The sequence below is a fragment of the Streptomyces sp. URMC 127 genome (assembly GCF_051386535.1).
Lineage (GTDB): Bacteria > Actinomycetota > Actinomycetes > Streptomycetales > Streptomycetaceae > Streptomyces.
In genome coordinates this window covers 1-12,603 of sequence record NZ_JBPQTW010000201.1, presented here as the reverse complement: position 1 = coordinate 12,603, position 12,603 = coordinate 1, and the positions used below count along the sequence as shown (strand labels likewise).

General features: G+C 74.8%; 8 protein-coding genes and 1 pseudogene. 7 read left to right on the top strand and 2 right to left on the bottom strand.

From position 1 onward, the window contains the following. Nucleotides 1-123 precede the first annotated feature (123 nt). Nucleotides 124-1,215, bottom strand: coding sequence for an aminotransferase class V-fold PLP-dependent enzyme (locus ACSNOH_RS28320; RefSeq protein ID WP_436724279.1), 1,092 nt, complete (start codon nt 1,213-1,215; stop codon nt 124-126). Between the two features lie 151 nt (nt 1,216-1,366). Between ACSNOH_RS28320 and ACSNOH_RS28315 the strand changes: the two genes are divergently transcribed. The 3 genes from ACSNOH_RS28315 to ACSNOH_RS28305 are packed head-to-tail and all read left to right on the top strand — an operon-like array spanning nt 1,367 to nt 4,469. Beyond that, the gene (locus tag ACSNOH_RS28315; RefSeq protein WP_436724278.1) at nt 1,367-2,482 is read left to right on the top strand and encodes a hypothetical protein; all 1,116 of its coding nucleotides are present in this window, start codon (nt 1,367-1,369) and stop codon (nt 2,480-2,482) included. Then, complete coding sequence (locus tag ACSNOH_RS28310; protein WP_436724277.1) at nt 2,479-3,801, top strand: sensor histidine kinase; 1,323 nt, start codon at nt 2,479-2,481, stop codon at nt 3,799-3,801. The genes ACSNOH_RS28315 and ACSNOH_RS28310 overlap by 4 nt, the downstream gene beginning before the upstream one ends. Further along, on the top strand, nt 3,798-4,469 hold the full coding sequence (locus ACSNOH_RS28305; protein ID WP_436724276.1) for a response regulator: 672 nt from the start codon (nt 3,798-3,800) through the stop codon (nt 4,467-4,469). The genes ACSNOH_RS28310 and ACSNOH_RS28305 overlap by 4 nt, the downstream gene beginning before the upstream one ends. 706 nt (nt 4,470-5,175) lie before the next feature. Here the strand turns inward: ACSNOH_RS28305 and ACSNOH_RS28300 are convergent. Next, nucleotides 5,176-6,345: a serine hydrolase domain-containing protein gene (locus ACSNOH_RS28300; RefSeq protein ID WP_436724275.1), complete on the bottom strand. Its 1,170-nt coding sequence runs from the start codon at nt 6,343-6,345 to the stop codon at nt 5,176-5,178. A gap of 188 nt (nt 6,346-6,533) precedes the next feature. On the opposite strand from ACSNOH_RS28300, the gene ACSNOH_RS28295 reads away from it, so the two are divergent. The 4 genes and pseudogenes from ACSNOH_RS28295 to ACSNOH_RS28280 form a co-directional block, all read left to right on the top strand. Next, nucleotides 6,534-7,379, top strand: coding sequence for an NAD-dependent epimerase/dehydratase family protein (locus ACSNOH_RS28295; RefSeq protein WP_436724274.1), 846 nt, complete (start codon nt 6,534-6,536; stop codon nt 7,377-7,379). Between the two features lie 97 nt (nt 7,380-7,476). Next, nucleotides 7,477-8,148, top strand: a pseudogene (locus ACSNOH_RS28290) (TerD family protein); the annotation flags it as partial. A gap of 38 nt (nt 8,149-8,186) precedes the next feature. Further along, entirely contained in the window at nt 8,187-11,159 is a 2,973-nt protein-coding gene (locus tag ACSNOH_RS28285) for an ATP-binding protein (protein ID WP_436724273.1), read from the top strand. After that, nucleotides 11,156-12,603 (top strand): hypothetical protein (locus ACSNOH_RS28280; RefSeq protein ID WP_436724272.1); only part of this gene is annotated, 1,448 nt, incomplete at its 3' end. The genes ACSNOH_RS28285 and ACSNOH_RS28280, both read left to right, overlap by 4 nt.

Sequence of the window (12,603 nt, the reverse complement as noted above, 5' to 3'; positions counted from 1 at the left end):
GCCGTACGGGCCGGCGCGCCACCCCCACGGAGGTGCCCGGCGGTGCCGAGCGCGCCCCGGCCCGTACGGCACCGGAACGGCACCCGCCCGTACGGCACTGGCACCCCGCCGGAGGCGCCCCGCTCAGGACAGGGCCGTCAGGGCCGCGTCCACGTCTCGTGGGGTGTTGTAGACGTGGAACGCCACCCGCAGGTGCCCCGCGCGGGTGCTCGCGCGGACGCCCGCCTCCGAGAGGCGGCCCGTGGCCGGGCCGAGGCCGGGGACGGAGACGATCGCGGAGCCGTCCGCCGGCACCGGCCGGTGGCCGAGGCGGGCGAGCCCGGCGCGGAAGCGGTCCGCAAGGGCGACGTCGTGGGCCGCGATCCGCTCGGGCCCGAGCTCCTCGACGAGCCGGAGCCCGGCAAGAACCCCCACGTACGACACGAGGGCGGGGTTGTGGTCGTAGCGGCGCGCCGAGGAGGCGAGCGCGGTCACCGGCCCGTACGTGCTCTCCCAGGGCTCCTCCCCGGCCACCCACCCGGCGAAGACGGGCGTGAGGCCGCCCAGATCCTCGGGCACGGTGAGGAAGGCCGTGCCGCGGGGCCCCATCAGCCACTTGTAGCCGACGCACACGGTGAAGTCGCAGGCACCGGCATCCGTGGGCAGCCACCCCGCGGACTGGCTGATGTCGACGAGCGTCCGGGCCCCGTACGCCCGCGCCGCCTCCCCGATCGCCCGCAGGTCGGCGATGCGCCCGTCCGCCGACTGCACGGCGCTGACGGCCACCAGGGCCGTCCCAGGCCGGACCTCCGTGGCGAGCTTCTCCAGGGGGACGGTCCGGACGCGCAGCCCGGGCCGGACGTGGAACGGATTGACCAGGGAGCTGAAGTCGCCCTCGGCGCAGAGCACTTCCGCGCCGTCCGGCAGGGACTGGGCGATGAGCCCGCAGAAGACCGCGGCGGATCCCCCCGCGGCGACCCGCCGCGCCGGCACGCCCACCAGCCGGGCGAACGCCTCGCGGACGCCGTCCACGACCTGGAAGTGGTCCTCGCTGCCGGCCCGGCCCCGGGCGTACGCGGTCGCGGCCTCGTGCATGGCGGCGACGGCCGACTCGGGGACCAGCCCCGTGGCAGCGGTGTTCAAATAGACGGTCTCGGGAGCGAACTCCTCGGGCGCGAGACTCCCGGCGCCCGTCCCGGTCCCCGTCCCTGTCCCCGCACTCATGGTCGTGCTCATCTCGTCCATCCACCCACTATGCGCGGCGCTCATCGCGCCGTCCACGGACCAGAGGTGGACGCAAGGTGGAGACGCCGCTCCACCCCACGGCGGAGGAGGTCCGCCGCTCAGGCCGACGCGCGGGTGCCTCCGCGGCCGGAACCCTGGTCCCATGACCAGTACGACGACGACCGTCCCGGACGACCACGCCACCAAACGCCGCGCCCTCCGCGCGGTGACCATCGCCGCATGCCTGCCCTACCTCGGCCTCAAGATCGCATGGCTGTCGGGGAGTCACGCCGGCATCCCCGAGGGCAGCGTCCTGCGGGATGCCGGCACGGAGCTGGCCGTGGTGAACGGCGTGACCGTGCTGATGGACGCCGCCGTGGTGGTCCTCGCCCTGCTGCTGACGCGCCCGTGGGGCAGACGCGTTCCCGCGTGGCTGCTGCTCCTGCCGATGTGGGGCGCGGTGGGGCTGCTGACGCCCATCATGTACGGCTTTCCGGTGCAGCTGCTGGTCCGGGCGCTGGGCGGGAGCAGCCCGGCGGCCGGTTCCGGGGGCGGTGACGAGCGGCCGTTCCTGGACGAGTGGGTGTTCGGCGTGGTGTACACCGGCTTCATCGTCCAAGGGCTGGCCCTGGGGGCGCTGTTCGTGCTGTACGCCCGCGACCGCTGGGGGCACCTGTGGCAGGGCACTGCCGGCGACCCGGCGGCGGCCGCCGCGGCGGGCCGCGGTCAGCGGGCCGCGGTGACCGTGGCGGCGGTGCTGGCCGTCGTGCCCGGCGGGGTGCACCTGCTGTGGGCGTGCGGGTGGTCCGCGGGGCTGGCACCGGAGGTGGCCCGGACGCAGGGTGCCGGGTTCGCGGCCGTCGAGTCGGGCTACGTGCTCTACGCCGCCGCGACGGTCGCGGGCATCGCCCTGCTGCTCTCCGGCGTGAAGAGGGGCAGCCGGCTGCCCCTGCGCGTGCCGTTGCTGCTGGCGGGCGTCGGCTCGGCCGCCTCGGCCGCGTGGGGCGGCTGGCAGTTGCTGGCGATGCTGACGGCCCTGTCCGACGACGGACGGGGGCCGACGGCGGCGATGGCCGTCACCTACGCTGTGCAGGTGATCACCGGTCTGCTGGTCCTCGTCGCGGGCGCGCGCTTCTTCGCCGCGCGCTCGGCGCGTACGCCCGCGGCGGTCGCGGGCCGTATCGCCGCGGGGAGCCGCACCGGCACGGGGAGCCGCACCGGCGCGGGAACCCGTACCGCCGCAGGAACCCGCACCGCCGCGGGGGGCCTCGCTCCGTGACGGATTCCCTGCGGCGCGGTGCCCGCGCGTTGCTGGGCCGCCGTGCCCGCCTCCGCTGGGTGCACCTCCTGCTCGGCGGCGCGCTGCTGATGCCGTACTACTTGCTGGCGAGCACCCTGTCGGCCGTCTTCGCCGGCAGCAGTCAGAACATCCTGTTCCCCGACACTCTCGGGCGGCAGCTGGGCGTCTTCGCGTTCGCGCTGGTGCCCGCGGCCGTGACGGCGCTGGTGCCGTGGGTGCGGACGCTGGAGTCCACGGCGGCCCGGGCCCTGTGCGGGCTGCCCGAGGAGGCGCTGGCCACGGGCCCGGCCGACTCGTGGGCGGCGCGCGGGCGGACGGCCCTCTGGTACACCCTGCACCTGTTCGCCGGCGGCATCCTCAGCGGCATGTCGCTGGCGACGCCTCCGTTCGCGCTGATGCTGATCGCCCTGCCGGTCACCGGCGTACCCGGCGGCGAGGACGCCCCCTACGGGCTCGGAGGCCTGTCCCTGCCGTGGCAGCTGCTCATGCCGCTCGCCGGGCTGGCGGTGCTCACCCTGCTCGCCGCGGCGTCCGCGGGCGCGGGGGCACTGCTCGCGCGCTGGGCGCCGGTCCTGCTCGGGCCGACGGCCGCCGACCGGCTGGCCGCCGCCGAACAGCACGCCATGCGGCTGGCCCTGCGCAACCGGCTGGCGCGCGAGCTGCACGACTCGGTGGGGCACGCCCTCAGCGCAGTGACGCTGCAGGCCGGTGCGGCGCGCAAGGTCCTCGACACCGACCCGGACTTCGCCCGGCAGGCGCTGGCCGCGATCGAGGAGACGACGCGCGAGGCGGTCGGCGAACTGGACACCGTCCTGGGGCTGCTGCGCGAGGACGGCGCCGCCTCCGCCGCGCCCGCCCCGACCCTCGCCGACCTGGACGGACTGCTGGAGCGCACCCGGGCGGCCGGCGGCACGGTCACCCTCGCCGCGCCGCCGCACCTGGAACGCGTACCGCCGGTCGTCTCCCGCGAGGCGTACCGGATCGTGCAGGAGGGGCTCACCAACGCCCTGCGGCACGCGGGCCGGGTGCCCGTCCTGCTGCGGATCACTGTGGACGACGAGGCCGTGGAGGTCGCCTTGGAGAATCCGGTCGGGCCCGGCAAGGGCCGCACACACGCGCACGGACACGGCAGCGGCCACGGTCACGGCCACGCGCACCGCCGTACCGGCGGGGGCCGCGGCCTGATGGGCATAGCCGAGCGCGCCCGGCTGCTGCGCGGCAGCAGCAGCGCGGGCGAACGGGACGGCGTGTGGCGGCTCGCCGTCCGCCTGCCGCTGAGCGGGGGTGCGGGCCGGTGACGGCGGCACCCCTGCGGATCGTGCTCGCCGACGACGAGCGCATGGTGCGGACGGCTCTGCGCGCGATCCTCGGCGCGGAGGAGGACCTGGAGGTCGTCGGCGAGGCCACGAACGGCGCGGAGGCGGTCTCCGTCGTCCGGGAACTGCGGCCGGACGTCGTCCTGATGGACGTGCGGATGCCCGACGTCGACGGCATCCGCGCCACGGAGCAGCTGCTCGGCGGCGGCATGGAGGACCCGCCGCGGGTCATCGTCGTCACCACGTTCGAGAACGACAGTTACGTGTACGACGCGCTGCGCGCGGGCGCGAGCGGGTTTCTGCTGAAGCGGGCGGGCGCGGACGAACTCGTCCAGGCCGTCCGGCTGGTGGCCCGCAGCGACTCGCTGCTCTTCCCCGCCGCCGTGCGCGCCCTCGCGGCGGAGCACGCGCAGGCGCGCCGGGCGCGGGCGGCGGCGGGGCGGCTGCGGGCGCAGCTGTCCGACCGGGAGGCGGAGGTGCTGCGGCTGATGGCCCGGGGCCTGTCGAACGCGGAGATCGCCACGGAGCTCGTGCTCGGTGCGGCGACGGTGAAGACCCACGTCGCGGGCGCCCTGGCCAAACTCGGCGTCCGCAACCGCACGCAGGCGGTCATCGCGGCGTACGAGTGCGGTTTCGTCTCACCCCGCTGACACGGGGTGCGCCGTGACTCCGTCCGGAGGCGGGGGGTGCGCGCCGCCGCAGCGGGAACTGGGCTAGCGCCCAGCAACCACGCGGCGTCCCCCGAAACCGAACCTGCACCAGGCAGACCTCTCCGCCGCGCGGGAGGAACGGGCTCGCCCGGCAAACCCTCCCGCCGCCACGGCGATCAGCCACCACGGCGGCACCCGGCGGTGCCCAACAGGCCTCAGCCCGGCCCGGCACCGCCGGACAGCCCGGTGCGGGCTGATCACCGCCGCGGCGGAGAGAAAGGCACACGCCCGAACCACCACCTGCACCCAGGCAAACCCCCCGCCCGGAGGACCGGACCTGCCCGAGCAAGTCCTCCCGCCGCAACGGCGGCACCCGGCGGTGCCCGACAAGCCTCAGGCCGGCCCGGCACCGCCGGACACCCCGGTGCGGGCTGATCACCGCCGCGGCGGAGAGAAAGGCACACGCCCGGACCACGACCTGCACCCAGGCAAACCCCCCGCCCGGAGGACCGGACCTGCCCGGGCAAGTCCTCCCGCCGCCACGGCGAACAGCCACAACAGCGCCACCCGGCGGTGCCCGACAGGCCTCAGGCCGACAAGGGCGCGCGGCCCGCGCCGCAACCGGCGAATCTTCCCCCGCAACGGCGGCCCCCGGCCGTGCCCGGCGACCCCGGCCCCGTGGGCCCCCCGCCGCGGCGTGAACGCGTCAGCGGGTCGCCGCCTCGTGCGTGGCCTTGACCAGCCGCGTGAGCTGGGCCTCGTTCTCCTCGCGGTAAGCGAACCGGCGGCGGTTGTAGCCGAAGGCCAGGCCCGTCGACGGGTCCGCGAAGGCCTGGGAGCCCGCCGCCCCGCCGTGACCGAAGGCGCGGGCGCCGAGGAAGGGGAACTTCTCCGCGGCCATGTTGCCGAAGCCCAGCCCGAACGCGCCGAACGCGCCCGCGACGAGGTCCCGCCCCTCGGAGTGGATCTGCGCGAACTCGGCGGCCGTCGCGGGCGTCAGCAGCGCCTCCCGGTCGCCGAGTCCGCTGATGGCGGCCGCGTACATCCCGGCGAGCCCGCGCGCGGACGCCGTGCCGCCGACGGACGCGGGGCCGCCGGCGCGGATGACGCGGTGGTTCGGCAGCTCCTCCAGGACGGTGGGCACGGCGTGGTTGAGGTTGAAGGCAACGCCGAACAGGCTGTGCGGCCCGGGCGCGTTCTCCTGCAGGGCGCGCGTCTGGGCGGGCGTCGGGTCCATGGGCAGGGTGGTGAGGAAGCGGTGCTCCTGCTCCTCGGGCAGGGCCATGTAGAAGTCGAGGCCGTACGGGGCGCGGACGCGCTCCTCGTAGAGCTCCTGCATGGTCCGCCCGGTGGCGCGCAGGACGACCTCGCCGGTCAGGGCGCCGATGACGTAGGCGTGGTAGCCGAAGGCCGTGCCGGGGCGCCAGAAGGGCCGCTGGCCGGCCAGCTTCGCGGCTATGGCGCGGTCGTCGGCGAGCTCCTCCAGGGTGAAGCCCTCGTCGGTGCCGATGACGCCGGCCCGGTGGGCGAGGAGGTCCCGCAGGGTGACGTGTTCCTTGCCGGCGGCGGCGAACTCGGGCCAGTAGTGGCGCACCTCGCGGTCGAGGTCGAGGACGCCTTCCTGGACGAGCAGGGCGACGACGAGGTGGGCCGCGCCCTTGGTGGAGGAGAAGACGCCGGTGAGGGAGTCGGCCTCCATGCCGGGCCCGCCCCACAGGTCGACGACCTGCTCGCCGTGGACGTACGCGGCGAGCTGGGCGGAGTGCCCGGCGCGCTCCTCGGCGAAGGTGGCTTCGAACGCCTCGCGCACGCCTTCGTAGCCCTTGGCGACGGTGCCCTGGACGACGCTTCCCTGCGCGGCGACGGGGTTCGACATGAGTGCTCCTTGTGGTTCAGTGGGACAGCGGTGCTTCCGGTGGGTGAAAGCCGGGTGGGCCGCGTGGTTATTTCGTGACGATCGTCATCTCGCCAACGGAATAATCGGATTGAGCCGCTCCGCATACTCGGATGGAGCCGGCTCCGCTTGGTTCCGCTCCTCGTCCCGCACTCCAGGAGGCCCCGGACATGCCCGCATCCCGCACCGTCCTCCTCACCGGCGCGGCCGGCCGTATCGGCACCCACCTGCGCACCCTGCTGCCGGCCCACGGCCACCGGCTCCGCCTGCTGGACGTCCGGCCCGTCCCGGACGCGCCGGACGCGGTCGTCGCGGACCTCGCCGACCCCGCCGGCGGCGCCGAGGCGCTGCGCACGGCGCTGGACGGCGTGGACGCGGTCGTCCACCTGGCGGGCATCCCCCTGGAGGCGCCGTTCGAGGACATCCTGCGCGCCAACATCGAGGGCACGTACCGCCTTTACGAGGCCGTGCGGGAGGCGGGCGTACCGCGCGTGGTGCTCGCCTCCAGCAACCACGCCGTCGGCTTCACGCCCCTGCCCGCCGAGGACGGCCGGCCGCTGCCCGTGGAGACCCCGCACCGCCCCGACACCCTCTACGGACTCTCCAAGTGCTTCGGTGAGGACCTCGCCTCCCTCTACCGCGACCGGCACGGCATCGAAACGGTCTCCCTGCGCATCGGCGCGTGCCTCCCCGAGCCGGTGTCGGTGCGCATGCTGTCGGTATGGCTGAGCCCCGGCGACTGCGCGCGGCTCGTGCACGCCGCGCTCACGGCCGAGGGCGTCGGGCACACCGTCGCGTACGGCAGCTCCGCCAACACCCGGGCCTGGTGGGACCTGTCCTCCGCCCGCGCGCTCGGCTACGAGCCCCAGGACGATTCGGAGCCGTACGCGGCCGCCCTGCTCGCCGCGGAGCGGCGGTCCCCGCGGGAGGGCGGCGAGCTCGGCCGCACGTTCGTCGGCGGCGAGTTCTGCGCCGCCGAGCCGCCGCGCTGGCACCCGCACCCGCACCCGCACTGACCTGCGACGAGAACGGGATCACCACCGGATCACTCCGGAGGTCGGTATCGGAGGTCGGTAATGGAACCGCAAAGACCGGCCACTCGTTACCCGGGGCATGACCGCTATGACACCCGGCTCGAACATCCCTCTCTCCGTCGCCCGCGTGACGGTGGACGTCACCGCCCCGGTGCGGCTCGACGTGTCGGGCCTGCTGCTCACCGCCGACGGCAAGGTGCGCTCCGACGACGACTTCGTCTTCTACAACCAGCCCTCCGGGCCGGGCGTGGCCCACCGCGCCGCGTCCGGCGGCGCGCCCGACGCCATCACGGTGGACACCGCCGCCGTCCCGGCCGGCATCGAAAAGATCGTGGTGACGGCGAGCCCCGACGCCCAGGGCCAGTTCGCGGGCATCGAGCCCACCGCCACCGTGCGCAACGCGGACGACGGCTCGGTCCTGGCCACGTTCACGCCGCCCCGGCTGGGCACGGAGACCGCCCTCGTCGTCGTGGAGGTCTACCGGCGGGCCGGTGCGTGGAAGGTGCGTGCGGTCGGCCAGGGGTACGCGAACGGCCTGGCGGGCATCGCCACCGACTTCGGCGTGAGCGTGGAGGAGCCCGCGGCGCCCGCTCCGGCGCCCGTCGCCGCCCCGCCGATGCCCGCCGCGCCCCCGGCCCAGCCCGTACCGCAGCACATCCCGCAGGCCGCACCGCAGGCCGCACCGCAGGCCGCGCCGCAGGCCGCGCCGATGGCTCCTCCCGCACCGCCCGCGGCACCCGGCGGTGCCGGCGGTCAGAGCCCCGCCTCCCCGTGGACCAGCTGAGCGGCATGGATCACCAGCAGACCGGCAGGACGCTCCCCCCGGGCGTCCTGACCGTCGGCGACGGAACGTCGGTGTGGGCCTGGGCGGCCGTCCGTATCGAGGCGGCCGCCGACCTCACGGAGACGCGCGAGTACGCCGACCTGCCCGAGGAAGAGCGCCGGATCAAGGCGGTCGCGGCGGAGGCGGCCTGGCTGGCGGGCCAGTGGGACACCCGCCACGACGCCCGCATCGAACTGCGCTACCTGACGGACCCGGCCGAGCGGCGGATCTCCTGCGCCCTGCTCGCCCGGGTGCGCGGCGACGCCCCGGCAGGCGGCGTTGCGGGCGGCGCGGGCGCCACGGCGGAGGAGTCCGCCGTGGCCGCGGTGCTCGCGCTCCGCGACCGGCTGGGGCAGCTGCCGCACCACGTGCACACCGCCCCGGTCGAGGACGCGGCCGAGGTGGCGCGGTGGCTCACGCCCTTCAGCCCGGACCCCGCCGGCCTGGCCGAGATCCGCAAGCGCTACCGCACGGGCCTGCCCAACCGGCCCGACGCGGGCGTGCAGTACTACCTCGCGCCGCAGCCGTTCACCGCGGCGGCGCCGCCGTGGGACGCGCTGTGGCAGGCGTTCGCGGCGCACCCGTACCCGCTCATGCTGACGGTGGGCCTCGAACCGTACGTGGTGCCCGGCGACCTCGGGCCGATGCTGCACCAGATCGCCACCCACTACGGGCGGCTGGCGGCGCCCAGCCAGATGCCGGAGGGCCTGTGGGGGCCGGCGTCCCCGCTCGCCCCGGACGCCTTCGCCGTGGACGCCGCCAAGGTGTACGCGGACGCCGCGCGCCGCTACACCGACCGCGCCTTCCGCCTGCGCATCGCGCTCGCCTCCCCGAACCCGCTTCCCGAGTCCCTCGCCGAGCTCGTCGGCAGTACGGTCTCGCCGCAGGAGCGGCCCGGTCAGGGCAGTGCGCTGACGGAGACGTTCACCGGTCCCGCGCACGTCACGGTACGGCCGGCGCCGCCGGAGCTGGCGGCGGCGTGGACCGGGATCACAACGCTGGAGCACGCCCGCTGGGGCGGCGACCAGCGCTGGCAGCTGCCCGAACCGCTGTCGCCGCCGCTGCGGCTGCTGTCCGAGCTGGTCGACGCGCGGGAGGCGGGCGCCGCGCTGCGGCTGCCGCTCGCCGTGCACGGGCACATGCCGGGCTTCCCGGTGCGCAGGCCCGACATGGCCCTGGAGACCGACTACCGGCCGAAGGGCCCGGCCATTGAACTGGGCCGGCAGCTGGTGCACGGCACGCCGGCGGGTCCGCTCGGCGTCGAGCTGGGGTCCCTCTCCCGGCACGCGCTGTTCGTCGGGACGACCGGCTCCGGCAAGACCAACACGACGCTCGCCTTCTGCCAGCAGCTGTGGCGGGACCACAAGGTGCCGTTCCTCGTGCTGGAGCCGGTGAACTCCGAGCTCGACGACTACCGGTGGCTCGCCACCCGCCCCGGTTTCGAGGACCTCCTCGTCCTCACCGTCGGCGACGAGAACACGGCCCCGTTCCGGCTGAACCCCTTCGAGGTGCCGCACGGGGTACGGATCAGCACCCACACCGCCGGGCTGCTCGCGTGCTTCGACGCGGCGTTCGGCCTGTGGGACCCGCTGCCGGCCATCTACCAGCGGGCCCTGCGCAACACGTACGCGCGGAAGGGCATCGTTCCGACCGACGTCTCCACGCCCGCCCACGCCGGGTCCTGGCCCACGCTGCGCGACTTCATCGCCGAGATGCGCAAGGAGTGCGACCAGCTCGGGTACTCCGGCGAGGTCAAGGACAACATCATCGCCGCCTCCCGGCTGCGGGCCGAATCCCTCGCGGAGGGCGCCTGCGGCAGCACGCTGGACTGCGCGCGTTCGTACCCCATTGAGGAGCTGCTGGGCCGCCCGGTCGTCATCGAGCTGGCCGGCGTCGGCGACAACGAGAAGGAACAGTCCCTCGTCACCGCGCTGATCCTGCAGACCATGACCGAGCACTACAAGGCGACGCGGAGGGGCGACGGCCTCTCCCACGTCACCGTCATCGAGGAGGCCCACCGGCTGCTCGGGCGCCCCGCGGGAGGCGGCGGGGACGGCAAGGAGGGCAACGCCCAGGCGCGCGCGGCCCAGGCCTTCGCCAACACGCTCGCCGAGAACCGCAAGTACGGGGAAGGCCTGGTGATCGTCGAGCAGGTCCCGGAGAAGCTCGTCGAGGACGCGTACAAGAACACCAACCTCAAGGTCATGCACCGCCTGCCCTCCGCCACGGACCGGGAGCTGATCGGCGGCACGATGCGGTTCTCCCCCGACCAGGAGCGGTACGCGTCCTCCCTGGAGCCGTTCCAGGCCTTCGCCCACCACGACGGCATCGACCGGCCGGCCCTCATCCGGGTGCCGAACGTACGCGCCGAGGCCGCCGCGGAGAGCGGGGTCGCGCGAGCGCCGCTCGCCGGCAACACGGAACTGGCCGACCGCTTCCGCGCCTTCGCGGCGGCCACCCCGGACGTCGACGCGGCGCTCGCCCCCTTCGCCGACTGCGAGGGATGCCGGCACCGCTGCACGTTCCGCTCGCGGGCGGCGACGGCGGTGTGGCCGGAACACGGCACCGAACTGAAGAAGCGCGTCGCCGAGTATCCGAAGACGTCGGCCGCCCAGGCCGAGTGGTGGGCCCGCACGGCCGAATGGGTCGCGGACATCGCCGACGCGGTGGCCCCTTCGGGTGCGGACGCGGAGGCCGTGGGCGACTACCGCGCGTGCGTCTTCATCCACCTGGCCCAGTCGGCGTGGAAGCGGAAGACGTTGCCCTGGGTGCGGCTTTATCGCAGCCATGCGGGGGTGGGTGAGGGTGGCGGTGCGGGGGCCGGTGGCGGTGCCGGTGCGGGTGGCGGTGCCGGTGCGGGTGGCGGTGCCGGTGCGGGTGGCGGTGCCGGTGCGGGATCCGGTGCGGGTACGGGTGCGGGTGCGGGAGCTGGGTCGTGAGCGACCGCCCCGCGGAGAGGGAAGAGCCGCCCGAGCAACCGCCGTCCCCGGAATCCGGGGCGGACGAGGCCCCGGAACCCACAGAGGCCCAGGACGCGCCCGAACCCTCCGCGCCTGAGGACCCCGAGCAGCCGTCCGAGTCCGGCGCGGCCTCCGAGGGGAACGAGGCGTCCGACGACGCACCGGAACCGGCGGAGGCGGAGGCGGAGGATGCGTCCGGCGTCTCGGATGCCTCCGGTGAGCCTGCGGAAGGGGGTGAGCCCTCGCCCGAGGGCGAGCCTTCCGCCGAAGGCGAAGGCTCCGACGGCAACGAGGCCTCCGACGCTGCGCCGGAGCCGACGCAGTCGGAGGGCCCCGAGGGGCCCGAGGAGCCGGAGGAGCCGGAGGAGCCGGAGAAGGCAGCGGAACCGGAGGCGGCGGAAGAGCCGGAGGGGCCTGAGGAGTCGGAGTCAGAGGGATCTGAGGGGTCTGAGGGTTCGGAAGCCTCGGAGGACGCCGAGGACCCTGAGGGCTCGCAGGGCCAAGGGGGCGCGGAAGCCTCCGAGGCCGCGGAGGGCCCGGATGAGCCGGACGACACTGCCGCCTCTGAGGACTCGGAAGACGCTACGGACGCGGGAGACCCGGAAGAATCGGAAGGTCCGAAAGAACCTGAAGACGCTGAGGCTTCAGACGACTCGGAAGGCCCTGCGGACGCGGAGGATGCGGAGGATTCCGAGGATGCGGAGGATCCAGAGGACGCAGGAGACGCCGACGCCCCGGAAGGCTCCGAGGACCCGGAGGACGTAGAAGACACCGGCGACCCGGAAGACTCCGAGAACCCGGAAGACCCCGAAGACCCAGACGACGCAGCAGACGCCGACGACCCCGAAGACTCCGAAGACCCGGAGGACATAGAAGACGCCGACGAGGCCGAAGACGTAGAAGACCCGGAGGGTGCGGACGATCCCGAGGGCGCGGAGGAGCCTGGGGACGCCGAGGAGCCTGAGGGCGCGGAAGAGGACCCGGAGGACCCCGATGGTCCGGAGGACCCGGAGGACCCCGAGGAGCCTGAGGACCCGGAGGACCCCGAGGACCCCGAAGAGCCCGAGGACCCGGAGGAGCTCGAAGAGCCTGAAGACCCCGAGGAGCCTGAAGACCCCGAGGAGCCTGAAGACCCCGAGGACCCCGAGGACCCGGAGAAACCTGAGGACCCGGAGAAACCTGAGGACCCGGAGAAACCTGAGTGCCCGGAGGAGCCCGAGGCGGCAGTAAAGCCTGAGGCGCCGGAGAACACAGGCGACCCGCAGCGCACCCGCGAGTCCGCGGAAGCCGCACCCGAGCCCGCGGATGTGCTCGACGCGGACGAGGCGCCCGAGCCTGCTGCACCAGTCGACGCAGCCGACGCAGCCGAGTCACCTGCCGACGACGCCCCGGACCGCCGCCCCACCGACGACGCCCCGGAAAC